Annotated in this window: 22 protein-coding genes and 1 pseudogene; 15 read left to right on the forward strand and 8 right to left on the reverse strand. The window is 62.8% G+C overall.

Annotation, left to right across the window (positions count from 1 at the left end):
• The first annotated feature begins 35 nt into the window (after window positions 1-35).
• Window positions 36-1,598 (forward strand): AHH domain-containing protein, encoded by a 1,563-nt coding sequence (locus tag ABIC03_RS10230; protein ID WP_354057728.1) that lies wholly within the window; start codon window positions 36-38, stop codon window positions 1,596-1,598.
• Between the two features lie 158 nt (window positions 1,599-1,756).
• Here the strand turns inward: ABIC03_RS10230 and ABIC03_RS10235 are convergent, their stop codons facing one another.
• Both ABIC03_RS10235 and ABIC03_RS10240 read right to left on the reverse strand, forming a co-directional pair.
• Window positions 1,757-3,289 (reverse strand): FAD-dependent monooxygenase, encoded by a 1,533-nt coding sequence (locus ABIC03_RS10235; RefSeq protein WP_354057730.1) that lies wholly within the window; start codon window positions 3,287-3,289, stop codon window positions 1,757-1,759.
• Between the two features lie 125 nt (window positions 3,290-3,414).
• Window positions 3,415-3,612 (reverse strand): hypothetical protein, encoded by a 198-nt coding sequence (locus ABIC03_RS10240; RefSeq protein WP_354057732.1) that lies wholly within the window; start codon window positions 3,610-3,612, stop codon window positions 3,415-3,417.
• A gap of 559 nt (window positions 3,613-4,171) precedes the next feature.
• On the opposite strand from ABIC03_RS10240, the gene ABIC03_RS10245 reads away from it, so the two are divergent.
• The 6 genes and pseudogenes from ABIC03_RS10245 (at window position 4,172) to ABIC03_RS10270 (ending at window position 9,446) form a co-directional block, all read left to right on the forward strand.
• Window positions 4,172-4,498 (forward strand): hypothetical protein, encoded by a 327-nt coding sequence (locus ABIC03_RS10245; protein ID WP_502916923.1) that lies wholly within the window; start codon window positions 4,172-4,174, stop codon window positions 4,496-4,498.
• A gap of 650 nt (window positions 4,499-5,148) precedes the next feature.
• A pseudogene (locus tag ABIC03_RS10250) lies at window positions 5,149-5,424 on the forward strand (phage terminase large subunit); the annotation flags it as partial.
• Between the two features lie 114 nt (window positions 5,425-5,538).
• Window positions 5,539-5,967: a GNAT family N-acetyltransferase gene (locus ABIC03_RS10255; protein WP_354057736.1), complete on the forward strand. Its 429-nt coding sequence runs from the start codon at window positions 5,539-5,541 to the stop codon at window positions 5,965-5,967.
• Between the two features lie 235 nt (window positions 5,968-6,202).
• A complete protein-coding gene (locus ABIC03_RS10260) occupies window positions 6,203-7,471 on the forward strand; it encodes a CaiB/BaiF CoA transferase family protein (protein WP_354057738.1) in 1,269 nt (422 codons plus the stop codon).
• 181 nt (window positions 7,472-7,652) lie between these two features.
• Window positions 7,653-8,882, forward strand: a complete 1,230-nt coding sequence (locus tag ABIC03_RS10265) for an acyl-CoA dehydrogenase family protein (protein ID WP_354057740.1) — start codon at window positions 7,653-7,655, stop codon at window positions 8,880-8,882.
• Window positions 8,883-8,891: 9 nt separating this feature from the next.
• A complete protein-coding gene (locus ABIC03_RS10270; protein ID WP_275169795.1) occupies window positions 8,892-9,446 on the forward strand; it encodes a flavin reductase family protein in 555 nt (184 codons plus the stop codon).
• A 16-nt stretch (window positions 9,447-9,462) separates the two neighbouring features.
• Here the strand turns inward: ABIC03_RS10270 and ABIC03_RS10275 are convergent, their stop codons facing one another.
• Window positions 9,463-10,434 carry an NAD(P)-dependent oxidoreductase gene (locus ABIC03_RS10275; protein ID WP_354057742.1) on the reverse strand — a complete coding sequence of 324 codons (972 nt, stop codon included), beginning with the start codon at window positions 10,432-10,434 and terminating at the stop codon, window positions 9,463-9,465.
• Between the two features lie 121 nt (window positions 10,435-10,555).
• Between ABIC03_RS10275 and ABIC03_RS10280 the strand changes: the two genes are divergently transcribed.
• The 6 genes from ABIC03_RS10280 (at window position 10,556) to ABIC03_RS10305 (ending at window position 16,912) form a co-directional block, all read left to right on the forward strand.
• Window positions 10,556-11,539: an ABC transporter substrate-binding protein gene (locus ABIC03_RS10280; protein WP_027566680.1), complete on the forward strand. Its 984-nt coding sequence runs from the start codon at window positions 10,556-10,558 to the stop codon at window positions 11,537-11,539.
• Window positions 11,540-11,617: 78 nt separating this feature from the next.
• Window positions 11,618-13,312: a dihydroxy-acid dehydratase gene (gene ilvD / locus ABIC03_RS10285; RefSeq protein ID WP_354057745.1), complete on the forward strand. Its 1,695-nt coding sequence runs from the start codon at window positions 11,618-11,620 to the stop codon at window positions 13,310-13,312.
• Between the two features lie 123 nt (window positions 13,313-13,435).
• The gene (locus tag ABIC03_RS10290) at window positions 13,436-14,281 is read left to right on the forward strand and encodes an ABC transporter ATP-binding protein (protein ID WP_354057747.1); all 846 of its coding nucleotides are present in this window, start codon (window positions 13,436-13,438) and stop codon (window positions 14,279-14,281) included.
• On the forward strand, window positions 14,278-15,063 hold the full coding sequence (locus tag ABIC03_RS10295; RefSeq protein WP_275169798.1) for an ABC transporter permease: 786 nt from the start codon (window positions 14,278-14,280) through the stop codon (window positions 15,061-15,063). Before ABIC03_RS10290 ends, ABIC03_RS10295 begins: the two co-directional genes overlap by 4 nt.
• Complete coding sequence (locus tag ABIC03_RS10300) at window positions 15,060-15,827, forward strand: ABC transporter permease (protein ID WP_354057750.1); 768 nt, start codon at window positions 15,060-15,062, stop codon at window positions 15,825-15,827. Before ABIC03_RS10295 ends, ABIC03_RS10300 begins: the two co-directional genes overlap by 4 nt.
• Before the next feature lie 38 nt (window positions 15,828-15,865).
• Window positions 15,866-16,912, forward strand: coding sequence for a 2,5-dihydroxypyridine 5,6-dioxygenase NicX family protein (locus ABIC03_RS10305; RefSeq protein WP_354057752.1), 1,047 nt, complete (start codon window positions 15,866-15,868; stop codon window positions 16,910-16,912).
• On the opposite strand, the gene ABIC03_RS10310 is transcribed toward ABIC03_RS10305, so the two are convergent.
• Genes ABIC03_RS10310 through ABIC03_RS10330 form a run of 5 tightly spaced genes read right to left on the reverse strand, consistent with a single transcriptional unit; the run spans window position 16,909 to window position 22,633 of the window.
• On the reverse strand, window positions 16,909-17,901 hold the full coding sequence (locus ABIC03_RS10310) for a 3-hydroxybutyryl-CoA dehydrogenase (RefSeq protein WP_354057754.1): 993 nt from the start codon (window positions 17,899-17,901) through the stop codon (window positions 16,909-16,911). The genes ABIC03_RS10305 and ABIC03_RS10310 overlap by 4 nt on opposite strands.
• 3 nt (window positions 17,902-17,904) lie before the next feature.
• Window positions 17,905-18,993: an NAD/NADP-dependent octopine/nopaline dehydrogenase family protein gene (locus tag ABIC03_RS10315; RefSeq protein WP_354057756.1), complete on the reverse strand. Its 1,089-nt coding sequence runs from the start codon at window positions 18,991-18,993 to the stop codon at window positions 17,905-17,907.
• Window positions 18,990-20,513 (reverse strand): class I adenylate-forming enzyme family protein, encoded by a 1,524-nt coding sequence (locus tag ABIC03_RS10320; protein ID WP_354057758.1) that lies wholly within the window; start codon window positions 20,511-20,513, stop codon window positions 18,990-18,992. The genes ABIC03_RS10315 and ABIC03_RS10320 overlap by 4 nt, the downstream gene beginning before the upstream one ends.
• 2 nt (window positions 20,514-20,515) lie before the next feature.
• Window positions 20,516-21,805, reverse strand: a complete 1,290-nt coding sequence (locus ABIC03_RS10325) for an acyl-CoA dehydrogenase family protein (protein WP_354057760.1) — start codon at window positions 21,803-21,805, stop codon at window positions 20,516-20,518.
• Window positions 21,806-21,817: 12 nt separating this feature from the next.
• Window positions 21,818-22,633: an alpha/beta fold hydrolase gene (locus tag ABIC03_RS10330; protein WP_502916873.1), complete on the reverse strand. Its 816-nt coding sequence runs from the start codon at window positions 22,631-22,633 to the stop codon at window positions 21,818-21,820.
• Window positions 22,634-22,830: 197 nt separating this feature from the next.
• On the opposite strand from ABIC03_RS10330, the gene ABIC03_RS10335 reads away from it, so the two are divergent.
• Both ABIC03_RS10335 and ABIC03_RS10340 read left to right on the forward strand, forming a co-directional pair.
• Entirely contained in the window at window positions 22,831-23,592 is a 762-nt protein-coding gene (locus ABIC03_RS10335; protein WP_354059603.1) for an SDR family NAD(P)-dependent oxidoreductase, read from the forward strand.
• 43 nt (window positions 23,593-23,635) lie between these two features.
• Window positions 23,636-24,472: an enoyl-CoA hydratase family protein gene (locus ABIC03_RS10340; RefSeq protein WP_354057764.1), complete on the forward strand. Its 837-nt coding sequence runs from the start codon at window positions 23,636-23,638 to the stop codon at window positions 24,470-24,472.
• Window positions 24,473-24,484: the final 12 nt, after the last annotated feature.

The following is a 24,484-nucleotide window of genomic DNA, read 5'->3' on the forward strand; positions in this document are numbered from 1 at the left end:
GGCTCAAGCGGCCGCTGATCCTCCTGAGGGACATCATGCGAAGTTCAATTCTATGGGGTCACCATATTATTCCAGAGCACTGTGGGCGCCACGAAGCCTTGCAAGGGGTGGATTTGGATGCGCCTGCAAATATTGTTTATCTTCCGAGAAGTCGGCTGCTCGCTGCCGAAATGGGGGTATCTCCTCATCCCGGTGGGCATCTCGAATCATACTACGCGGCTTGCAAAGAGCTTGACGCGATTGCTGAGATCTCTGACTCTATTCTTCGCTTGAAGGCTGTCGAGGATCTGCAAGATGCGATGAGAATTGCGCTTGCAAATGAAGACCTTTACACCAACACGCCGAGTTCCGGCGCTGATGTGACACCTGGCAACAAGAGCTTGCTCGCCGGTCGTGGAAAATATCTTGCCGATTACCCCGAAGAACAGAACAGAATCCGCGAGCTCAGGCGGACGGGAAGTCATCTTATCAAATTCTCGCCGTACCTGGGCAATTTCGAGAGGGAAAAGCAGCTCAGTAAGACAATGGCCGACAATCCTGGCCTCAACCTAACGCCCGGCCACAAAGACTTGAAGGATACGCCTTGGTCCAAGTTCACACCCCTTGATCCCTCCTCAAGCACCTTTCGTATACCCGGCTCGACACCGGTCAACCCAAGCGAGTTTCCACCGCTGCCAGGCTACAGTTCGCCTTCTCTTGCAGGTCTGAACGCAACGGAAGGGTTCGCGCGGAGCGATCCACGCTTCGCAGGCGGAGTGCCGGCATTTCCGCTGCCTGGTCCAGATGAGCAGCGGCTCGGCAAACTGCCTCCCAGCACGGCGATGCCGCCGTCTCCGCAAGTTCTGCAATTCAATCCGGAGACCAGCGATCTGCTCAGGCGTTCGGATGGATCGCCATTGATGGGACCTGACCCGTATAATCTCCCCTACGATCCTGCCGACCGTCCGGCTGTTTTGCGCGGACTCGCGATTTTCGGGGGCGCGATGGTAGCACCCGAATTGTTGCCGCTCTTACCGGCTTGGCTGCCTATCGCGGGGACTCTTGGACTGACGGGGGCGGCGAGTTCTGCCGCTGGCGCCGAACCCGCTAGCGGAAAAGCGAGCGGAGTATCTGCCATAGCGGCGTCACAGTCTGGTGCGCAGCAACGATCGGACAACTCGCTCGACCAAAATTCCGCGCGGGCGAACAACTTTACCGATCGTTTCGGGCAATGGACCGCAGTGGCAGATGGTGCCATGCCCGCTCAGCCGAGCGGAATTGAAGCGCCAGTTACTCCTGGTTCGGGGGCTATCCCGCCCGAAGAGGTCCGCCGTCTCACCCGTGTCAATGAGTCGAATGCGGGCAGCGTTTTCACGTCGGGAAGTGCGCCCGTCCCTTATCTGCCTTCCACGGAATTCAACGATCGGTTTGGCAACTGGACCATGCCGACCGCTGACGGCCGACCGCTGAGGCCGAGCATACCGATAGGTCCATTTGCGAATGAGCCAAGCTATTTCATTCCGCCACCGATCTTTGGAGTGGATGGCGCAGGCAGTCCGCACAATGACGCTGAGGAGTGGTATGCCCGCTGGATACGGCCGTTGCTTCGGCCGGAGTGAAGTGCAAGTTTTGAGACGTGCGAATGTTGTTCGAGATCTGTCGTTTGACACGTCGGGCAAAACACTGGCAGAATGGCATCATCGAAAAGGCGCCTGGTTCAAGCCCGCGGAAATCCGCGGGCTTCTTTGTCTCGACCGGCGCGCCGGAGATTCGTGCGTTACGTCGCGGCCCGTCCGAACCACCTCGTCATCGCGTCCGTAAGTCCGCGTTGGCTCTCGTCTCCCACCCAGCCCACATGCCCGTCGGGCCGCACCAGCACGGCGCCGGGCGCCGCGATCTGTCCGACGGACGGAAGCTCCCAAGCACCGTGATAGTCCGCTTCGACGATATCGATGCGATCTGCCCAGGGCGTGAGGTCGATGTTGCCGGCCTTGCCAAAATTGAGCAGCAAGCCGCGTGCTCCGTGCAGCAGCGTGAACAGTCGCAGCGGCTGCCCGTCGACCGTCAGATCGAGATCGGGCATCCGCCGCCCGAGCAGCGCGTGGCCTTGCCCGAGATCGTAGTGCACGTCGAGCCCGCTCATCATCGCGCCAAAACGTTGGCGCGGCGTGTCCATCGCGAGCAGATCGGCGACGACCTCGCGCGCGGCCTTAAGGCCGTCCTCGCCGCGGCGGAGCAGGGCGATTTGCGCCTTGGTGTTGCGCAAGGTCCGCGCGGCGACGGGATGGCGCTCGGCGTGGTAGCTGTCGAGCAGGGTTTCGGGCGACAGGCCCTTGACCACTTGCGCGAGCTTCCAGCCGAGATTGACAGCGTCCTGCAAGCCAATGTTGAGGCCTTGTCCGCCGACGGAGTGATGGATATGCGCGGCATCGCCGGCGAGCAGTACGCGACGCTTGCGATAGGACACGGCCTGCCGAGCCGCATCGGTGAAGCGGGAGATCCAGGACGGGTTTTGCAGGCCGAAGTCGGTGCCGTAGACGGCGACGAGGGCGTCGCCGAGATCGCGGGCGCCGGGCGCGCCCGTGCGATCGAGCGTCGCTTCCGTCACGACCACCAGCACGCGTCCGCTCTCGGTCTTGCTGAGGCCGTGAAAGCCGAGCGCGTCGTGGCGCAGTCCCCAGGCGGGCTCGTCGCGCATGTCGACTTCGGCCATGAGGTTGCTCAGCGTCGGCTCGGAGCCGGCGAAGTCGATGCCGGCGGCCTTGCGCACCAGGCTGCGGCCGCCGTCACAGCCGACCAGATAATTCGCGCGCAAGGTCTCGCCGCCGGAGAGCGTCACGTCGATGCCGGTCTCGTCCTGCGCAAAACCCGTCACCTCGCGGTTTCGATAGATCGGCACCGCGAGCTCGCTGACCCAGTCGGCCAGGATGCGCTCGATGTGGCTCTGCCGCAGTGCGAGTCCGTAAGCGTGCCGGGTGGGGAGATCGCTGATGTCGAGCCTGGTCCAGGCGAAGCCCGCGAGCTGGGTGATTTGTCCTTCGCGCAGGAAACGATCCGCGACGCCGCGCTGGTCGAGGATCTCGATGCTGCGCGCGTGCAAGCCGCCGGCGCGCGTGCCGACCAGTTCCTGATCGGCGCGCCGTTCGACGACGGCGACGTCGACATGCGCGAGCGCGAGCTCCGCGGCCAGCATCAGACCGGTCGGTCCGCCACCGGCGATGACGACGGCATGGTCTATCGTCGCCAAATTGTTCGCGGTGGCCTGTTGTTTCCGGCTGCGCGACCGGGACGTCGGAAGCAATACGGACATGTCGTGACCCCTCGACGTGTTGGTTGGGCCGAGGGTTCTACGCGATCACCGGGGACTTGAAGCAAGCCCGTTGCGCACCACATATCAGAATGGGAGGAAGAGCCTCGTCATTCGGGCTCGCCGGCCTAATCATCCTTCGAGAGATCGCCAGGCCTGGTGGGAAGATCGACGGTTCCGCCCTCGCCGTGAACGAGATCGCGATCCCTGTCCTCGGTTTCGCCAGCGTCGGGGATGATGGCCTCGCGCGTGTCGGGCTCTCCGTCGATGCGCGGCTTTCGGCCGGGCAAGTCCCGCGAGGTTTTCGGCGTCATGTTTAGTGTCATTGGTCGATCCTCCTGTCACGCTAACGCGGGCAGGGACGGTTCGTTCGTTGGCACGTCGGGGGAACGCCGGCAGCCTGACTGGAAATGGTTTCTCGAAGGTCTCCGTCGGTTTTAATTCGTAAAAATCGAAACTGAGCTTGACCCGTCGGGCAAAACACTGGCATAGTGGCATCATCGAAAAGTTCGTAACACCCGCGCGGGACAAAATCCGCCGCGGGTTTTTTCGTATCCCATTTTCGGAATCGGACGGCGGCCCACGCATCACGGCCACGCACTCGCTTGAAACGCGTTGAGGGAGCGCCGATCGGCGTGCCGCCGTCCGTACCATTGCTGGCCGTGCACGCGCGAACGTGCCGGTCCGCGGTGCGAGCGATCTGCTCGCGCCGCTGCGGTCTCCGGATACGGAGATAGGGTTCGCGCCCGAAACGATCGCGCCTCATTCGCGATCTGCCGCGCATTTTCTTTGTCGAGGAGAGACGATGACCGCCTATCTGATATCGCTCGCGCTCGCGGGCCTGGTTGCAATCGCGCTGTGGGAGACGTTGTCTTGAGCGAGGACATGGAAATTGCGCTCGTGAGCGAGCCGGTCCGCGCGCCGGCGCGACGGAAGACGTCCAGCGCGCGCACCCTGACCGAAATCCGCTCGCTGGCGCGCAGCCACACCAGAGCCGCGCTCAGGGTGCTGGTCGGCATCATGCGCAGCGACGACGCAACGCCGGCCGCCCGGGTCTCGGCCGCCAATGCGATCCTCGATCGCGGCTGGGGCAAGGCGGCGCAACCGATCGAGAACGGCGAGGATGGCGTGCTGGAATTGATTCACCGGGTCGAGCGGATCATCGTGTATCCGGGGAGCGCGAGCGGCGGCGCCGCCGGGCGCGACGTCTGAGCTACGAGAAGCCCGATCTGGAATTGGATTGTCGTTTGACAATTCGGGGCAAAACACCGGCAGAAGGGCATCATCAGGCATGGTTTGTTCAGCCCGCGCCGGGCAATCGGTAGCGGGTTTTCGTCTCGGTCATGCTTTCGTCAGTTCTTGGTCTGGTGTTGGTCCGCCGTTGCGCGGCGTAGGCGCGCTGCGCCTGGTCGCTGCAATAGGACAGCTTGCGGCCCTCGCCGGTGAAATGTCCCTCCTTAACCGCTGACCGACTTTTCGCCAAGGTCGATCGTAAGGCCGCCGCTCTCATCGCAGGACGATTGGAAATTCTTGCCGGGTTCGGCGTAGACGCCGGCCGTGGGACGCCATTTGTCGAATGCCGGTGCGGGCGGTTCCTGTGCGAAACCAGGAAGCGCGAGAGCGATCACGGCCGCGTAGAGAAAGCCTGACTGAGAATTCCGCGACGAATAGCAGTGTTCACGTAAGCCCCCCATTCCTCGGTGAATGCGGCATGTGTTCCGCGAAACTACCGCGCGCGAAACAGTTAGTAGATCAGCGAGAGTTGAGCAAGCCGTCCCTCACTAGCGAACCTAGACAACGAGGACTGGTCCGTGATGTGGCGCAGGCGCACCGGCCTGCCCTAGGGTGAGCGAGTGCATCGATTGTCCATCCTGAAAATTCCGACGGCCAAGATCTTCGAGCCGCTGCTCAAGCCCGCCCGCTACAAGGGCGTTTACGGTGGGCGCGGCTCGGGAAAATCGCATTTCTTCGGCGAACTCCTGGTCGAGACCTGCCAGGCCGAGCGCGGCACGCTCGCGGTGTGCATTCGAGAAGCGCAGCGGACGCTGACGCAATCGTCCAAGCGGCTGATCGAGGGCAAGATCGCCAGCCTTGGCCTCGGCCACGGGTTCAAGCTGTTCAGCGACAAGATTGCCACCGGGCTGATGGGCGCGGTTTGGCTAGGCGTCAAGGTCGTGCTGGGCAAGTGAGCCTCAATCGGCACGAGATTGCTGCACTTCCACTCGCGTCATTTCATCCCAATGGACCGTCTCATGTACAGAATTCGCATTGTCGATGCATCCGATGACGACATCGCCGACACATTGGCCGATCTGCATCAGTCGACGTTCTTCGATGCGGCTGCCTTGCCACAATTCGAGTTAGGGGCGTGGTGGCTTGCCTATCACGGCGACGAGCCGGTAGCATTCGCCGGCGTCGTGCCGTCATCGCACATTCGAAATGGCGGCTATTTCTCCAGGGTCGGTGTGTTGCAGCGGCACCGGGGACGTGACCTCCAGTGCAGGCTGATGCGGGTGATCGAGGCGAGGGGACGGCGTATTGGACGGGACAGCATCGTCTCGGATACGACGGACAATCCGGTGTCTGCCAATAATTTCATCCGGGCGGGCTATCGGCTCTTCGAACCCCTTGTGCCCTGGGCTTGGGCGCACACGCTTTACTGGCGAAAGCGGCTTCGCTGAGCGAATGGAGCCGGGTTTCCCGTGGTGCGGAACGCGATTCCCGCAACGGAATGGTTCGCGCGAGATGAAGCGCAACACCGAACGTCCAAGGGCCCGGCAGCTTGACAGCTGCCGGGCCCTTTTTGCGTATTGAAGCGATGCGGGCGAAGGACTTGCGAAGTCAGCGGGGCCGGGCTTTAAGTTTGCTCCTGCGGGAAATTCGGCAACCATAAGCCGATGTAAGGGAGCGCCGTCGATGCCCACCAAGCCTCAATTGCCGGAACGTTCGTCGCGGGCGACGGGCGCGCCTACCGCGCTCGATGGTCTGCTGGTCGTCGATTTCACGCGTGTGGTTGCTGGCCCGGCCTGTACGCAGACGCTTGCTGATTTCGGCGCGCACGTCATCAAGATCGAAAATCCAGACGGGGGCGATGACACGCGTGCGTATGAACACGCCGAGATCGGCGGAGAGAGTGCTGCCTATCTCAGCCTGAATCGCAACAAGCGCGGCATCGCGCTCGACCTTACCGTGCCGGAGGCTCGTGAGATCGCGCTGGATTTGATTCGCAAGGCCGACGTGGTCGTCGAGAACTTTTCCAGCGGGGTCATGAAGAAATTTGGCCTGGACTATGAAACTGTTGCGCCGCTCAATCCGCGGCTGGTCTATTGCTCGATCTCCGCCTACGGGCGTACCGGACCATTTGCCTCGCGTCCCGGTTTTGATCCGATCACGCAGGCGGAAAGCGGCTTCATGTCGCTTAACGGATTTGCCGATGGCCCGGCGGTTCGCACCGGCCCGCCCATCGTGGACATGGCGACGGGGATGTCTGCCTGCAACGCCATCCTGATGGCGCTGTTGGCTCGGGATCGGCTCGGTCGCGGTCAGCATGTCGAGGTCGCCCTGTTCGACGTCGCGATGGGCATGACCGGCTTCTATGGCATGGCTTATCTGATCAACGGCGAGAACCCTGGGCGGTTCGGTAATTCACCGAGCGGGTCTCCCACCGTCGGTGTTTACGAGGCCTCCGATGGGCCGCTCTACATCGCGTGTGCCAATGACCGGCTCTATCGCAGATTGGTCGTCGAGGTGCTGAACAGGCCTGATCTCATCACTGATCCGCAGTTTGCGACGCGCAAAGCCCGCTCCGAGCACAAGGAGCTCTTGCGAGCGGCCATTGCGGAGGTCTTTGCGAGCGACACCCTCGAGAACTGGATGGCCAAGATGAAGCTGGCCAATATCCCGGTCGGCTATCTCCGGACTGTCGAGGAGGGATTCAATGCACCGGAGGCGCGAGAGCGCCATCGCTTGAACCGGATTCCACATCGTACGGCGGAGTGGGTCCCGAACATCGAGCCGCCGATCACCATGAGCTTGACCGGCCCGATTGATCCTGTGGCTGCTCCGTTGCTGGGCGAGCACACGGAGCAGGTCTTGCGTGATACGCTCGGTTATGATGAGCGTCGGATATCGCAGTTCACCCAAAACGGCGTGTTCGGCTCGGGCAAACCCTCGACGTCGGGCTGAGCGAGGGGTAGTCCTGCAGGCAAGGCCTCGCGGGGCTTGCGGATCACAGCTTGGCGATGCCATCTCGCGGCATCGCCCTTCCCGGGCAGCCGGGTTCAGGGCGACCATACCCGGACAGCGCTGCCTCGGCTTGATTTGGCAAAGGTCTCGCCGCATAAATGCGTGAAAGCGAGGGATACGAATGGCGCCTGGTCAAGAGCCGAGCGTGGGCCGGCCCGCGGCGGCGCAATCCGATGAACCTGCCCATGCGGCAATGGTCGCAAAGGCCCGGGCCCTTCTGCCGCGGCTGCGAGAGCGGGCGGCGCGAACGGAAGAGTTGCGGCATCTGCCGCCGGAAACCGAGAAGGATCTGCACGACGCCGGCCTGTTCCGGATGCTTCAGCCGAAGCGCATTGGCGGCGCAGAACTCGATTATGTCGCCTTGATCGATTGCGCGGACCTGCTCGGACAAGCAGACGCGTCGGTGGCGTGGAATCTGGCCAATCTGGCGAGCCATCACTGGATGCTCGGCATGTTCGAGCCGACGGCGCAGGATCTGGTCTGGAGTCGTGATCCGGACGCGCTGATCGCGTCCTCGTTCATTTTTCCCGCCGGGCGTGCCACGAGGGTCGAGGGCGGATACCGGCTCCATGGCAGCTGGCCGTTCTCCTCGGGCGTCGCCTCTTGCGCATGGAACATGCTTGCAAGCGTGGTCTACTCCGACGATGAGGCAGACGGCATCGAGTATCGGATATTTCTGCTCCCGAAAGCCGACTACAAAGTCCTCGACACCTGGAATGTCGCGGGGCTGCGCGGGACAGGGTCTTGCGACGTGGAGGTCAGGGACGCTTTCGTGCCCGACGACATGACGGTCGCGGTCGGCGATCTTGACGGTGGGCCGACTCCGGGAAGCAAGCTCAATCCCAACCCGCTGTATGCGCTCCCGGTGTTCTCGCTGTTTCCCTACGTCCTCTCAGGCGTCGCGCTGGGAAACGCGCAGGCGTGTCTCGACGATTATGCGGAGGTCGTCCGTCATCGCATTTCCACCTACAACCACGCCAAGCTGAGCGACTTTCAAAGCACCCAGATCAAGATCGCCGAGGCCTCGGCGAAGATCGACGCTGCACGCCTGATCATGCGCTCGGCCTGTCTGAATGCCATGGAGGATGCAAGGCAGGGTCATATCCCCGATATGGCGACCAAGACCAGATATCGGCGCGACGGCGCCTTTTCAGTAAACTTCTGCACAGATGCGGTGTCGATGCTGTTTGCCGCGAGCGGAGCACGGGGCCTGTTCACGACGGGCGCGTTGCAGCGGCAATTCCGCGATGCGCACGCGATCAATTCGCATCTCGCGTTTAATTTCGATGCAGCCGGGACCAATTATGGACGCGTGGCGCTGGGCCTGCCGTCTGAGAATCTCACGCTGTGAGGCCGGCCGATGAATGATCTGCCGAAGCAGCCTGCCGTTCCCGATCCGGCCAACGAGTTCGCGAGCGACAATTCAGCTATCGATCCCCGCGATTTTCGCAGCGCGCTTGGCACCTACGCCACAGGGGTGACGATCATCACAGCCGCTGCTCCTGACGGCAAGCCCTATGGCCTGACGTGCAATTCGTTCGCCTCGGTCTCGCTGAATCCTCCGCTGGTTCTTTGGAGCCTGGTCGTCTATTCCTCTAGTCTAACCATCTTCCAGAACGCCAGTCATTTCACGGTCAACGTTCTTGGTGTTTCGCAACAGGCGCTTGCGAGCAAATTCGCCAAATCGTCTGATGACAAGTTCACCGGTGTCGACTGGACGCCGGGCCTCGGCAACGCGCCGGTGCTCGCTGAGAGCGTCGCCAATTTTCAATGCCGCTCGGTCAATCGCTATTACGGCGGCGACCACGTGATCTTTCTCGGTGCGGTCGAGGCCTATACTTACAATGCGAAGGAACCGCTGCTCTTCGCGCGGGGTGCGTTTGGCCGATTTCTCGCCGACGATGAGCGCAAGTAGTCACTCGACGTGTGCTTCAGCTTGCGGTCGTCGGTTCAGCGCACCCTGCCGAAAGCTTGTAGATTTCGAGCGCATCCGCGTCCGCGCCGCGCGCGGCTTTGGCGAGCCTGAAAAGTTGTCCTGCGAGAGAGGCCATGGGCACCGGCGTCGATGTCGTCTGCGCGACATCGGCGACCGTATCGAGGTCCTTGAGCATTGTAGCGATGTGACCAAGCGGCGGTGAGTGAATACCCTGGACCATCCGCGGCACGAACAGCTGCAACGGAATGGAGTCCGCGAAGCCGCCGGCGAGTGCTTCGGGCAACCGGTTGGCATCGATTCCGGCGTTCACGGCAAGGCGAGTTGCCTCCGCAAGAACAGCCATCGCGCATCCGACGATCACCTGGTTGCATAGCTTTGTGGTCTGGCCGGCGCCGGTCGGGCCCATGTGGGTGAGCCTGCGTGCCATAGCCAGCACGTAGGGGCGGACCCGCTCGATATCGCTGGATTTTCCGCCGGCCATGATGGCAAGCGTGCCTTCCTCGGCCCCCTTGGTACCACCGGAGACCGGCGCATCGATCCAGCCCGCGCCGTTCGCGGCTAACAATCGTGTTGCAAGATCCCGTGCGGCATCAGGATGGATGGACGAGAAGTCGACCACGAGCTTGCCTGCGCCGGGCGCAGTTGAGCTGCCTTCGACCCCGAAGATCACCTCTTCCACGGCAGCCGCATCCGTCACGCACATGAAGACGATGTCCGAGCTCTCCATCAAGTCACGGGGGGTGGCTGCGCGCCTGGCACCAGCCTCGACGAGCGCGGCTATCTTCCCTTCCGAACGGTTCCAGACAGTGACCTGATGGCCGGCCTTGAGCAGCCGCCGGGTCATCGGGGTCCCCATCAATCCAAGGCCGATATAGCCGAGCCGCTCGACGCTTTGCGGGTTTGTCTTTCTCCCCTCAGCCATAGATTGTCTCCATCTGTCGCTCCGCGACGCTGCACTACCATACATGGCGTATTCCACCACGAAAGCGCCCGGCCTGCATGGCTTGCTTGATTGTTTGAACCATGAAACATTTGGCGCGGTCGGGTTGGATGGCGCCGGTCGGCGCCTGGGCAGCGGAGTGGGCACGATGCGAACCGTTTCGAAGTGGATCCTGGCTTTGGGGGCGGCAGCGGCCGTGAGCGCGAGCGCAGGCTCGTCATGGGCGCAGCAGACAATTCGCGTCGGCTGGACGATTCCGGCCGAGGAATCCAAATACTGGATGATGCGCCGGCCGGCTGAGTTTCCCAATATCGGCAAGGCCTACAACATCGAATGGACCCAGTTTCAGGGCACCGCTCCCATGACGCAGGCGTTGGCGGCCGGCGCGCTGGATTGCGCGACCCAGGCGCCGCTGTCGCTCGCCAACGGCGTCGTTGGCGGTAACCTCAAGGCCTACATCGTGGCGCAGCATGTCTTCGAGAAGGCCGGCGGTTTCTCGGTCTACTGGGCTGTCATGGACGACTCCCCGATCAAGACGATCGCCGATCTCAAAGGCAAGACGGTGGGAATCTCCGTGATCGGCGGCGGCACCCAAGGCCCGTTCAATCTGTTGCTGAAGCAGAATGGCATCGATCCGGCCAAGGACATCAAGCTGGTCGAGGTCGGCTTTGCCGTCTCCGAGGATGCGTTGCGGCAGGGCCGCGTCGATGCGGTGAACATGAACCAGCCGTTTGCGGCGCGCGCGGAGGCAAAGGGCGGCACGCGCAAACTGTTCTCGCTGTCGCAGGCGATGCCCAACATCGTGCACATCCTGGAAGCCTGCCGTGCCGATTTCGTCGACAAGAACCCGGAACTGGTCAAGGCTTACGTGCGTGACATTACCTCTGGCATGAAGAAAGCGCTGGCCAACCGCGAAGAGACGTTGAAGGTCGTCAACGAAGTCCTGAAGGCACCTATTCCGGTTCTCGAGACTTATCTGCTCAAGGACAATGATTTCGGCCGCGATCCGGGCGCGGCACCGAATTTCCCCGCGATCCAGAAGATGCTGGACATCTACGCCGAGACAGGGATGCTGCCAAAATTGGATGTCGCGCAATTCAAGCATTCGACGATCGTCGCTCCGCTGCAATAGGCGATCGGACGAATGAACCGAGCGGGAAGGATGCGGCGTCCAGGATGATCCGGGACGTTGCATGAAGAAGATGCACGTATGAAGAAGCTCCGATCTCGGATCACGACGGAGGGTCTCGACCGGGCTCCGCACCGCGCGTTCATGCGCGCCATGGGGCTCGACGACGCTGCGATTGCCAAGCCGATGGTCGGCGTCGTCAGCATGAAGGGCGAACAGACGCCCTGCAACATGACGCACGACTTTCAGGTCGCAGCGGCCAAGACCGGAATCGAAGAGGCCGGCGGCACGCCGCGCGAGTTTTCGACCGTATCGGTTTCCGACGGTATCAGCATGAATCACGAGGGGATGAAGTTCTCCCTGTTTTCGCGGGAGCTGATTGCCGACTCGATCGAAGCCGTCGTCCATGGGCTCGCCTACGATGCATTGATCGGTTACGGCGGATGCGACAAGACGCTTCCCGGCGTGATGATGGGCATGGTCCGGTGTAACGTGCCGGCCATTTTCATCTATGGCGGCAGCTCGCTGCCGGGTCGCGTGGACGGGCGAACCCTGACCGTGCTCGACTCCTATGAGGCTGTCGGCAGCTTCATGACGGGAGAGATCGATGGCGCCACGCTCGAGCGGATCGAGCGGGCCTGCCTGCCGACCATCGGCGCGTGCGCCGGCCAATTCACTGCCAACACCATGGGAATGGTCTCGGAGGCGATGGGCCTCACCATTCCCAACGTGTCGATGGTGCCGGGTGTCTATGCCGAGCGCGCGCAGATATCCAGGCGAGCCGGGCGCCTCATCATGGAGATGCTGGAGCGCGGCGGGCCTTTGCCGCGCGACATCGTGACGCGGAAATCCCTGGAAAACGGGGCGGCGATCGTGGCTGCCACGGGCGGTTCGACCAATGCTGCCCTGCATCTGCCGGCGATCGCGAACGAGGCCGGGATCGCATTCACGATCGATGATGTCGGCGAGGTTTTTGCCAGGACGCCCTTGATCGGAAATCTGCGGCCGGGAGGCAAATATACGGCAAAGGATGTCTACGATATCGGCGGCGCCGCCGTGGTGATCCGGGAGCTAATCCAGAGCGGGCATATTGATGGCAGCTGCTTGTCTGTCACAGGCCGTACACTTGCCGAAGAATATGGCGCCGCCAATGCACCTGACGGAGAGGTCGTTTACGCGGCTCGCGCGCCGATCATGCCAGATGGCGGCGTCGCGGTGCTGAAGGGAAACCTCTGTCCCGACGGCGCGGTCATCAAGGTCGCGGGTCTGAAGAGCCAGTTCTTTGAAGGCGTGGCGCGCGTTTTCGAAGACGAGGAGGCCTGCGTCGCGGCGGTTCGTGATCGCACCTATCAGGCGGGCGAGGTTCTCGTGATCCGCAACGAGGGGCCGGTGGGCGGCCCCGGCATGCGCGAGATGCTCGGCGTCACTGCGCTGATCTACGGACAGGGCATGGGCGAGAAGGTTGCCCTCATCACGGATGGACGGTTCTCCGGCGCCACGCGCGGAATGTGCATCGGCTATGTGTCCCCCGAGGCCTTCGTCGGCGGTCCCCTGGCGCTGGTACGCGATGGCGACAGGATCCGGATCGATGCCGCGAACCGGCGGATGGATATGCTGGTCGACGAGGAGGAACTCACTGCTCGCCGACACGATTGGAAGCCGCGTCCGCCTCGTCATCGTGCCGGCGCCCTCGCCAAATATGCGCGATTGGTTGGGCAGGCACCGGGCGGGGCCGTGACGCATGAGGGGCCCGCAGAATGGCCCTGGTTCGGATGACGCGGCGCACTTGCCCGAAAACAGCCCGTGGTCTGGCAAGTTTCTTGCTAAGCTGGTGCCGCTGACGGAGGACATTCAGCAAATCTGTTGCGCAGGGTTCGCGCGCGAACGAAGTGAGACGGGATGAAGGTAGTGCCTTCGAGATCGAGCGAATGGGTGAGACCGGTGACGCCGCAAAAACCGGCTTCTGCAATCATCGAGATCGAGAGCGTCTCGCAGGTATTTCAGACCTCGGCGCGCAAGGATCATGTGGCGCTGTCGGACATCTCGCTGGCGATCGACGAGGGAGCCTTCGTCTCCATCCTTGGTCCGTCCGGCTGCGGCAAGTCGACATTGCTTTACGTCGTCGGCGGCTTTGTCAGCCCGACCAGCGGCTCAGCGAAGATCAGGGGACGGACGATCACGGGACCAGGGCCGGATCGCGGTCCGGTGTTCCAGGAGTTCGCGTTGTTTCCGTGGAAGACCGTGCTGGGCAATGTGATGTATGGCCCTCGCCAGCAGGGCGTGCGCACCACCGAGGCGGAAGCACAGAGCCGGGCCTTGATCGAGATGGTCGGGCTCAAGGGCTACGAGAATTTCTATCCCAAGGAGCTGTCCGGCGGCATGAAGCAGCGCGTGGCACTGGCTCGAACGTTGGCTTACCATCCTGAGGTTCTGTTGATGGACGAGCCGTTCGGCGCGCTCGATGCTCACACGCGAACGCGCCTGCAGAACGATCTGTTGAATATCTGGGAGCGTGATCGCAAGACGGTGTTGTTCGTCACGCATTCGGTGGACGAAGCGGTTTTCCTGTCAGACAAGGTCGTGATGATGTCGAAGTCTCCCGGCCGCATCCGCGAGGTCATCGACATCGATCTGCCGCGGCCGCGCCGACGCAGCGAGCTGCTGCTCGACCCTCGCTATCAGAAATACGTTGTCGATATCGAGCGGATGTTCGACGAGACCGACCCTGTCGGGTCTCCGTCATGATATCGCCCGCCGGCTTGGCGAGACGTGCTGCCCCGGTGCTTGCCTGCATCGGATTGCTGGCGATGTGGCAGGCGGCGTCCCTCGCGTTGAAGAATGATAGCTTTCCAACGGCGATCGAGGCGATCCGTGCAATCCCGGACATTCTTGGCGACAAGGAATCGTTGATCAACATCCTGGCCTCGCTCCGCCGCATGGCGATCGGATTTGGCATAGCGGTATCGGTTTCGATCCCGCTCGGCCTGTTGATGGGCCGCAGCCGGGCCGTCGCGGCCTTCTTCAATCCGCTCCTGATGGTGATCTACCCGGTCCCGAAGGCAGCCTTGATGCCGATCATCATGCTGTGGCTGGGCGTCGGCGACGTCACGAAGACGCTGGTGATCTTTCTCGGCGTCAGCCTGCCCGTAATCTATCACAGCTTCGAAGGCGCCAAGGCGGTGGAGGAGAAGATGCTGTGGTCGGGCGCGGCGATGGGGCTTTCGCCTGCGCAACGGCTGGTCCGGATCGTACTGCCGGCGGCGCTTCCGGAAATTCTGACCGGTTGCCGCACTGGACTCGTGCTGGCGCTGATCACGATGATTACCAGCGAGATGATCGCCCGTCAGTCCGGCGCCGGCAACATCCTGTTCAACGCACTCGACATGGGCCAATACGATACCGTCTTTGCGATGATCATCATCGTCGGCGCGATGGGAATCTGCCTCGATGCGATCTTCGAGCGGGTCCGCGCAAGGCTGGTGCGCTGGTCCGAACCGCAGTTCGACATGCCGCTGAGCTTCTCATGATGCCACAGCTTCGCTCCACCAGCATTATCCTCGGGCTCGCGCCGATCGTGCTGGTGATCGCTCTGTGGCAAGGCCTTGTGTCATTTGGCTTCGCGCCTGCAGTGTTGCTGCCGCCGCCGGGATACGTCTTCGTTCGGTTGCTTCAGCAACTCGTGACGTGGACGTTCCAGCAGGAGATTGCGGCGACCCTGATCCGGTTGTTTGCCGGCTTCGCGATTGCGGTCGTGCTCGGTGTCAGCATCGGCATCGCCGCCGCCGCCAGTCCGGCTATCAACGCCGTGGTCCGGCCGATCGTTCGCGTACTCGCGCCCTTGCCTAAGGTCGCGCTCTATCCAGCATTGCTGCTGCTGCTTGGCTTCGGGCATGGATCGAAGATCACGCTGGTGGCGGCGGATGCACTCTTTCCCATTCTGTTGTCTACCTATTACGGCGCGTCGACGGTGGAGCAGAAACTGATCTGGTCGGCCATGGCGGCGGGAACGCCGCGATATGAGATCCTGTTCAAGGTGGTGCTGCCGGCGGCGATGCCGTCGATCCTGACCGGTTGCCGGATCGGCCTTGTCATTTCCTGTATCGTGGTGTTTCTGGCGGAGATGATCACGTCGAGCGACGGGCTCGGACATGTCCTCGTGACGGCGGCCCGGACTTTTCAGGCCGTCGATATGTTCGTTCCGCTAATCACGATCTCGCTGCTGGGCCTGATCCTGAATGGCCTGCTCGGGGCAGTGCGCGCGTACCTGCTGCGGGGGTTCCCCGAAGCATGAACTGACGAAGAAGAAACAGGAAGACCGGGGAGTAGACCATGCTGGCTGATCGCATCGAGGCAAAATGGATCGACGCATTTTGCGAGATTTTTGAGCGATGCGCCGTCAAGGCCGGCGATACCGCGGCGATCCTCTCGGAAACCCAGTCACGTGCGTTGAATGTTCATCTGGCGGAGCTCGCGCTGCTGCGGATGGGCGCGCGACCGTTTCACTTGGTCATGCCGACCCCGCGTAACCGGAATATCGTTCCGGTTCGCTCGACAGGTGCAAGCGAGGCGATCCAGCGGCTTGGTCCGGTCATCACTGCGCTTCAACAGGCCGGCTTCGTGGTGGATTGCACCATCGAGGGCCTGATGCATGCGGTCGAGACACCAGAGATCCTTAAGGCGGGCGCGCGTATCCTGGTGATCTCCAACGAGCATCCCGAGGCGCTGGAGCGAATGGTGCCGGATCTGGCGCTCGAGAAGCGCGTTCGCGCAGCGGCGAAGATGCTGCGCGGGACCAAGCGGATGCGGGTGACGTCAAAGGCCGGCACGGCGCTCGACGTCGATATGGTCGGCGCGTCCACGGTCGGCGTGTGGGGCTGGACGGACAAGCCCGGTACGCTGGCGCATTGGCCCGGCGGCATCGTTGTCAGCTTCCCCAAGAGCGGAACGATCAACGGCACGCTGGTGATGGCGCCCGGCGACATCAATCTCACGTTCAAGCGCTACCTGACATCGCCGGTGAAGATGACGCTGAAGGACGATTATGTCGTCGAGCTGGAAGGCGAGGGCACCGATGCCGCAATGATGCGTGCCTATCTTGCCGCCTGGGGCGATCGGGAAGCCTATGCGGTATCGCATGTCGGCTTCGGCATGAATCCGGCCGCTCGCTACGAGGCGCTGTCGATGTATGACCAGCGCGATACCAACGGCACGGAAATTCGCGCTGTGTCCGGCAACTTTCTGTTCTCGACCGGTGCCAACGAATTCGCCGGCCGTTACACGGCGGGCCATTTCGATCTGCCGATGATGGGAACGACGATCGAGCTCGACGGCGTCGCGGTGGTGCGTGAAGGGGTGCTGCAGGACGTCTTCGGCTAACCGCGATCGAGCACCGGTGGCCGCGCCAGGTCGAAGTGCCGGAGCAGGTCGACCATGGCCTGAAGCCGTTTTGCCCGGTAGGCGTCGATGTCGAGGCCGGAATAATCGAGAAAGCCTGCACCTGTGCGCAGGCCGATCCGGCCCTCGTGCATGTTCCGCGAAATGACCTCCGGCGCACGATAGCGGTCGCTGCCGAGTGCGCCTTCGAGATAGCGACTGGCATAGTAGAGGATGTCTCCGCCGCCCCAGTCGATGAATTCGAGCAGCCCAAGCACGGCGTAACGGAAGCCGAAACCGTAGCGGATCGCCTTGTCGATGTCTTCTGCGCTGGCGACGCCTTCCTCGACCATGCGCGCGGCCTCGTTCATCGCCAGCGCCTGGATGCGCGGAACGATGAAGCCGGGCGTCGCCGCGCAGACCACCGGCACCTTGCCGATGCCTTCGAGCAGCGCCTTGACCTCGTCGATGACAGCGGGATCGGTGGCTTTACCGGGCGAAACCTCGACCAGCGGAATCAGATAGGCCGGATTGAGCCAGTGCACGTTGAGGAAGCGGCGAGGGTTCACGATCGCGCCCGAGAGATCGTCGACAAGAATGGTCGAGGTCGTCGATGCGATGATCGTATCGGGGCCGACTTGTTTTGAGGCCGCCCCCAGCACATCTCGCTTGAGCTCGACGACTTCGGGAACCCCTTCAAAGACTATTCCAGCATCGGACAGTGCCGCACCGCTCTGGTTGGCCGGCACCACCGAGACCCGCGCGATCAGCGGATCGACATCCGCCTCGGCCAGTAGCCCCAGCTTCGACAGGCTGGCAAAGGTCGTCGTGACTTCGCCGAGCGCATCTGCCTCCAGCCTGGCGAAATCTTCCACTGAACGGGCCTTGATGTCGATCATCGTGACCGTATGCCCCGCGTAGGCAAACGCGACGGCGATGCCGCGCCCCATGCGGCCGGCCCCGAGACAGGCAATGATGGCTCGGCTGGTCATCGGTCAAAATCCCCCGCGAAGAAGCGTCTGCAAATCGGCCTTGCCGAGATTGCCGAGCCCCAGCGTCTCGAGGGTTCGGCCGCCTTGCGCAAAGTCCTCACCGCAGATTGCGCCGCCAATGGCCAGGAATGCCTTGGCCAGCGGCGTAGCCACGCCCGCTAGGCCGGCGACGGAGACCAGCAGCGATAGCCCAAGCCGCAAATCTTCTCTCATGTAGCGGTGCTCGGTCAGCATGATCCGCTCGCGCCAGTCGCCGGAATCGGTCAGCCGGTCGTGCGAGCCGCGGCCGTACATCCAGATATCGCCTTCCTTGGCATAGTGATGGGCGAGCGGAAAATGTGGTGCGCCATATCCGAGCGCCTCACGGACGGCGATCCGTTCGGCGTCGAGCGCGTCGGTGACCCGGCGAATCGCGGCTTGCGTTCCTTCCTTGTGAATGTCCCACTTTTTGAAATGCTCGATCGGGCCTGCATTCATCACGATCAGCGGCGGGTGGATAATCGGGCCTGCGTTCATCAACGCGCCTGAGAGGGCATCACCGCACGGCTCGACCGCGTCGGGGAAAGCCTGCCCGATCACCTCAAGTGCGCGCGGCGCCTGATCGAGCGGGAAAACGCCGACCGGCAGTCGCTTGGCGCGGATGGTGATCGCGACCTCGAACGGCCCGTGCTTGCGGGTCAGCCAGGGCAAGGTCCCGGTTTCGGCAAAGCTCGCCTTGGCGTGGTTGCCGGAATCCCGTGCAGCCTGGGCGAAGATCATCGAGCCGAACGTGGCCGGCGGCAGAAACACGACCTGTCCATCCCGCAGATGTGGAGCAAGCAGGCGCGCAATATCCGGCTGTGCGAAGGCGGGGGCAGGGCACAGGATCAGCTCGACGCCGCTGACGGCTTCGGCGATGTCGGCCGTGACCAGCGCGAGCTTGACGTCGTGAGGCCCGTTATGATCCTTCACCAGGATGCGCGATCCGGCGGCGCGATGTGCTGCGACCTGATCCGCGTCGCGGCGCCAGAGCCGGACTTCATGTCCCGACAGCGCAAAATCGCCCGCGGCCGCGAAAGAGCCGTTTCCCCCACCCAGAACCGCAATATTCAAGATGCTTCTCCTTGCGCGCGCGATTGCGCATCAAGCTGCTTCAGCAGGAAATGCTGGACCTTGCCCAGCGCCGTGCGCGGCAGGTCGGTGACGAAAACGATGTCACGCGGAACCTTGTAGCGGGCGAGTTGTCCCTGGAGATGCACTTTCAACGCGTCTGCTTGCAGTCGAGCGCCGGATCGCCGGATCACGTAGGCGATGGGCACCTCGTCCCAGCGTGGATCGGGCCGGCCGATCACCGCGCATTCGCTGACATCCGGATGTTCGAGCAGGACGCGTTCGACCTCCGCCGGATAGACGTTCTCGCCGCCGGAAATGATCATGTTCTTCTTGCGGTCGCGCACCCAGAAATAGCCGTCCGCGTCGCACAGGCCGATATCGCCGGTACGATACCAGCCGTCGTGCAGCGCATCGCGCGTGGCGTCCGCATTGCCCCAATATTCGAAGAACACGTTGGGCCCGCGCACCGCGATCTCGCCCGGCGCGCCCGCCGGCACCTCGTTGCCGGCCTGATCAATCACTTTCGCTTCGCAGCACAGGCCGGCAAGCCCGGTCGATCCCGCGCGCGAGAGATCGCCACCAAGCCGGGTGTAGACTGCAATCGGGCAAGTTTCCGTCGAGCCGTAGACCTGAAGCACCGGGACGCCGCGCGCGACGAAGCGGTCGATCAGATGCGGCGGCACGATGGTTGACCCGGTCGCGACGGCTTTGAGTGACGAAAGGTCGGTCGTGGCCCAGGCGGGATGCTCGCTTACGGCCTGGATGATCGCCGGCACCATCACGGTCAAGGTTGGCCGCTCCCGTTCGATGGCTGCAAGCGCGGTGTCCGGCGTGAAGCGTGCGTGAACCGTGACCGTCGCGCCCAGCTGGAGCGCCGCCGTGGTCTGGATGTTGAGGCCACCGACGTGGAAGAATGGCAGCAGCGTCAGCACATGGTCGTCGGACGTCATGTTATGCATGTGCTGGCTCATGACGCCGTTCCAGAACAGCGCCTCCTGGCGCAGCACTGCGCCTTTGGGCCGTCCGGTCGTTCCTGATGTGTAGACAATGAGGAGCGGGCAGGAGAGATCAGTGTGCGGGTTGCGGCCGGTGCCCTCGCTACGGGCCAGCAGACTTTCGAGCGTCATGCCGCGGGGCGGCTCGAAATCGAGCCCGACAACAGCAGTCCCCTGAAGCTCGGCGAGGATCCCCTCGAATGCCTGCTCCAGTACCAAAACCTTGGCGCCGGCATCGGTGAGAATGAAAAGCTGCTCGGCGATAGCCAGCCGCCAGTTCAGGGGCACCAGCATCGCGCCGAGCCGCGCGCAGGCATAGAGCAGAACCAGATAGTCCGGCCGGTTCAGACTGAGGATCGCAACGCGGTCGCCCCGGCCGACGCCGAGCTCCTGCTTCAATGTCGCCGCCGTTCGCTCGATGCGTGCAGCGAACGCTGCATAGCTCAACCGTTCGCCTTCGAAGGCAATGGCTGTCTTGTCTGGCGCGAACGCCGCGTTGCGATCGATCAGACTACAGAGATCCACCGTTAGTCGTCCGTTTCGCCGGCCTCGTACAGCGCCTCGCGCCCGATCCGGTCGAGGCAGAGCTCGGCTGTCCAGGGCAACATCAGCGAGCCGCAGCGGCTGTCGCGATAGATGCGCTCAAGCGGCAGCGAGCGGAGCATGGCCTGACCGCCGCAGGTGCGGATCGCGAGCGCGGCGAGCTCATTGGCGCCCTCCATCACCGAATATTGCGCGGCATAGGCGCGAAGCACCTGCTCCTTGCTCGGATTGGCGCGCGCCTCGGTGACCGCCTGGAACCAGATCGCCTTGATCTGCTCGAGCTTGATCTGCATCTGCGCGACCGCAATCTGCTTGGTCGGATACATCCTGCGCTTGACCGGCGGCATGCCCGGTACTTCGCCGCGCAGATAGCCGAGGGTGAAGTCATAGGCGGCTTGAGCAAGGCCCATATAGGTCGGCGACAGCGTCAGGAACATGTGCGGCCAGCGCATCGCGGCCTGGAAATAGACGCCCCGCGGCATCAGCGCCGAATCTGCCGGCACGAACACGTCCTTGAACAGCAGCGTGCGCGAGACCGTTCCGCGCATGCCCAGCGGATCCCAATCACCGACGACCGAAACGCCTTCCGATTTTGCGGGGATGGCGAGGTAAAGCGTATTGCGGCGCGAAGCCTTCTCGCCTTCCTCGACCTCGGTGCAGAGAACGCCGTAATAGTCCGCATGGCCGGAGAGTGATGCAAAGATCTTCTTGCCGTTGACGATCCAGCCGCCCTCGACTGGCCGTGCCTCCGTGCCGAAAGCGACGCCGCCTGCCGCTGCTGCACCGCCCTCCGAGAACGGCTGCGAATAGATCGCGCCGTCCTCGACGATACGCTTGTAGTGGACTGCACGTCGCCCCTCGTGCTCGGCGCGGATCTCTGCATCCATGTCGAGATCGTCGGCGAGCGGGCCCGACCACAGCGTCGAGCAGACATGCATGTTCCACGTGAGCGCAGTCGCGCCGCAATAGCGGCCGATTTCGGCTGCCGCCAGCGCATAAGTTTGATAATTCGCCCCGAGCCCGCCATGCTTCTTGGGCACGGCAATACCGAGCAAGCCGACGCGATGCAGGTCGCGATAATTCTCGGACGGGAAAATCGCCTCGCGGTCGTAAGTCGCTGCGCGGCCGGCGAACACGCTCTGGCCGATCTCGCGCGCGCGCGCGATGATGCCGGCCTGCTCGTCGCTCAGTCGGAATGCGACGGGATCGAAGATCGGCGCGTCCAGCGCGACCTTGTCAGTCGCGCCGATGGTCTTGCTGACTTGCATGGTCATTGCGCAGTCATCCTACGTTTTGGTCGCGACGGGATTCAGGAACCGGCCGAGGGCCTCGTCAAAGGCGTTGGGGCGTTCGAGGTTCGCAAGATGGCCGACACCGGGCAACTCAACATATTCAGCCGAGGGAATGTAGGTCGCCGTCTTCGCCATCATCGGGGCTGGCGCGTTGTTGTCCTTGGAGCCGGACAGCAGCAGCGTCGGTATGGAAATATCCTTGAGGGTGCTGCGCTGGTCGAAGCCGATCAAGGCCAGCATCATGGCGCGATAGCTCGCCTCGGGCACGCTTGCCATGCACTCGCGTGCAAGCTCCATTCCCTTGGGATCAGGATCGTCGCCCACCAGTTCCTTCACCAGAGAGGGCGCCAGCGACTTCATTGTCTCGCCGCGATCGAGCGGCCCGAGCCGTGCGGCGATAAACGATTTCTGCCAATCGCCGTCGGCCTTGCCGAAGGCCGGGCTGGTCTGCGCCAGCACGATCGCGCGCGCCAGTTTCGGGGATTGCACCAGCCATTTCTGGACGATCATGCCGCCGATGGAATGGCCGACCAGAATGGGCTTGTTCGCACCAAGCTGCTCGATGAAGCGCTGAAGCGCGTCCGCCAGGGCAGCGATGCTGACGCTGGCGAGCGGCGCCGATCCGCCATAGCCCGGCATGTCCCATGCAATCGCGTGGAAGCGGTCGCCGAATGTCGCAAGCTGCTGTCGCCAGGCCCGTGCCGCACCGCCGATGCCATGCAGGAAAATCAGAGGTGTTCCGCCCGGATCGCCCGCGGCTTCATAGGCGAAGCGGCCGTCCTTTGTTATCATTGGCGCAGGCTGCGACACGCGACATCCTTTTGCTCGGCCCTTCGATGCTAACAGGCCTGTGAGGGATGGGAAGAGATAATTTTATACTTAAAGCAATTTTCAGGCCGTCTTCTGCATGCGGTCGTTCGCGGGGGCCGAGTCGAGCTTTGTTTGCAAAAGTTTGAAGGTTAAAATATATCGAGAGAGCGATCAGCAGAATGCAAGGAAGCCAGCGCATGTCCGGATTACCGCATTCGCCGCACGCGCTGGTGACCGGTGGCGGTCGCGGCATTGGTCGCGCCATCGCAGCCGCGCTCGTCGAGGCCGGTGCCACGGTGACCGTCCTTGGGCGCAACGCTGGGACGCTTGAAGAGGCTATCAGCGCAGGGGCAGCGCATTTTGCGGCCGTCGCGAACGTCTCGGACGAAACCTCAATGAAAGCCGCTATCGCTCAAGCAAGTGGGCGGCAGCCGATTGATATTCTGATCGCCAACGCGGGAAGTGCCGAGTCGGCGCCGTTCGCCAAATCCGACAGCGCCCTGTTCGCGCGCATGATGGACGTCAATTTTATGGGCGTGGTCCATGCTGTCAGCGGTGTGCTGCCAGGGATGAAGGATCGTCCCTATGGCCGTATCGTCGCGATCGCGTCGACGGCGGGGCTCAAGGGATATGCCTATGTCAGCGCGTACACTGCGGCCAAGCACGCTGTGGTCGGTCTCGTGCGGTCCCTTGCGCTCGAGATGGCTAGCAGCAACGTGACCGTCAACGCGGTGTGTCCCGGTTTCACCGACACGGATCTCGTCGCCGGCAGCATCGAGAACATCATGAAAAAGACGGGGCGCAGCCGTGAGCAGGCCATTGCCGAGCTCGCCAAACATAATCCGCAGGGACGATTGATCTCGCCTCAGCAGGTCGCGGATACCGTGCTCTGGCTGTGCGGCGAGGGCGCCGGCGCAATCACCGGGCAGGCAATCGCTGTTGCCGGGGGTGAAATTTAGCGCGCATGGCAAAGGCGCGGAGCAAGCAAGCCAAGGAGATCGTATGAGCAGACCAGCCAATCCCGTGACCTTACCGCTTGCGGACTATTCGCCGCAGCACTTCCTGCTGGCCGTCGTCGATGGTGTTGCAACAGTTACGCTCAATCGTCCGGAACGGAAAAATCCGTTGACCTTCGAGAGCTATCGCGAACTCACCGATTTCTTTCGCGCCTGCGCGTTCGACGATGCGGTCAAGTGCATCGTCGTCACGGGTGCCGGTGCCAATTTCTCGTCCGGCGGTGATGTGTTCGAGATCATCGGCCCGCTCGTGAAGATGGACACCAAGGGGCTGACGGCGTTTACGCGGATGACCGGCGACCTCGTCAAGGCGATGCGGGCCTGCCCGCAGCCGATCGTTGCCGCGGTTGAAGGCATTTGCGCCGGGGCGGGCGCGATCATCGCCATGGCGTCTGACATGCGGCTTGCAGCGAGCGGGGCCAAGGTTGCCTTCCTCTTCAACAAGGTGGGCCTTGCCGGTTGTGACATGGGCGCCTGCGCGATCCTGCCGCGGATCATCGGACAGTCCCGCGCTTCCGAGTTGCTCTATACCGGCCGGTTCATGACCGCGGAGGAGGGCGAGCGCTGGGGCTTCTTCAGCCGCCTCGTCACGCCGGAGCAGGTACTGCCCCAGGCACAGCTACTGGCCAAGCAGATCGCGGAGGGGCCGACCTTCGCCAACACCATGACCAAGCGGATGCTGGCCATGGAATGGGCGATGTCGGTGGAGGAGGCAATCGAGGCGGAAGCCGTTGCTCAGGCGCTGTGCATGACGACGGCCGATTTCGAGCGGGCCTTCGAGGCTTTCGCCAACAAGGTCAAGCCGGTCTTCAGGGGCGACTAAGCCCGGCTTTGC

It is taken from the genome of Bradyrhizobium sp. RT6a, from assembly GCF_040547675.1.
Taxonomy (GTDB): domain Bacteria; phylum Pseudomonadota; class Alphaproteobacteria; order Rhizobiales; family Xanthobacteraceae; genus Bradyrhizobium.

Bases quoted from the DNA above. Each gene is read 5' to 3' on its own strand.
- ABIC03_RS10230 (WP_354057728.1), top strand. From the start codon at position 36: ATGCGAAGTTCAATTCTATGGGGTCACCATATTATTCCAGAGCACTGT.
- ABIC03_RS10235 (WP_354057730.1), bottom strand. From the start codon at position 3,289: ATGTCCGTATTGCTTCCGACGTCCCGGTCGCGCAGCCGGAAACAACAG.
- ABIC03_RS10240 (WP_354057732.1), bottom strand. From the start codon at position 3,612: ATGACACTAAACATGACGCCGAAAACCTCGCGGGACTTGCCCGGCCGA.
- ABIC03_RS10245 (WP_502916923.1), top strand. From the start codon at position 4,172: ATGGAAATTGCGCTCGTGAGCGAGCCGGTCCGCGCGCCGGCGCGACGG.
- ABIC03_RS10255 (WP_354057736.1), top strand. From the start codon at position 5,539: ATGTACAGAATTCGCATTGTCGATGCATCCGATGACGACATCGCCGAC.
- ABIC03_RS10260 (WP_354057738.1), top strand. From the start codon at position 6,203: ATGCCCACCAAGCCTCAATTGCCGGAACGTTCGTCGCGGGCGACGGGC.
- ABIC03_RS10265 (WP_354057740.1), top strand. From the start codon at position 7,653: ATGGCGCCTGGTCAAGAGCCGAGCGTGGGCCGGCCCGCGGCGGCGCAA.
- ABIC03_RS10270 (WP_275169795.1), top strand. From the start codon at position 8,892: ATGAATGATCTGCCGAAGCAGCCTGCCGTTCCCGATCCGGCCAACGAG.
- ABIC03_RS10275 (WP_354057742.1), bottom strand. From the start codon at position 10,434: ATGTATGGTAGTGCAGCGTCGCGGAGCGACAGATGGAGACAATCTATG.
- ABIC03_RS10280 (WP_027566680.1), top strand. From the start codon at position 10,556: ATGCGAACCGTTTCGAAGTGGATCCTGGCTTTGGGGGCGGCAGCGGCC.
- ilvD (WP_354057745.1), top strand. From the start codon at position 11,618: ATGAAGAAGCTCCGATCTCGGATCACGACGGAGGGTCTCGACCGGGCT.
- ABIC03_RS10290 (WP_354057747.1), top strand. From the start codon at position 13,436: ATGAAGGTAGTGCCTTCGAGATCGAGCGAATGGGTGAGACCGGTGACG.
- ABIC03_RS10295 (WP_275169798.1), top strand. From the start codon at position 14,278: ATGATATCGCCCGCCGGCTTGGCGAGACGTGCTGCCCCGGTGCTTGCC.
- ABIC03_RS10300 (WP_354057750.1), top strand. From the start codon at position 15,060: ATGATGCCACAGCTTCGCTCCACCAGCATTATCCTCGGGCTCGCGCCG.
- ABIC03_RS10305 (WP_354057752.1), top strand. From the start codon at position 15,866: ATGCTGGCTGATCGCATCGAGGCAAAATGGATCGACGCATTTTGCGAG.
- ABIC03_RS10310 (WP_354057754.1), bottom strand. From the start codon at position 17,901: ATGACCAGCCGAGCCATCATTGCCTGTCTCGGGGCCGGCCGCATGGGG.
- ABIC03_RS10325 (WP_354057760.1), bottom strand. From the start codon at position 21,805: ATGACCATGCAAGTCAGCAAGACCATCGGCGCGACTGACAAGGTCGCG.
- ABIC03_RS10335 (WP_354059603.1), top strand. From the start codon at position 22,831: ATGTCCGGATTACCGCATTCGCCGCACGCGCTGGTGACCGGTGGCGGT.
- ABIC03_RS10340 (WP_354057764.1), top strand. From the start codon at position 23,636: ATGAGCAGACCAGCCAATCCCGTGACCTTACCGCTTGCGGACTATTCG.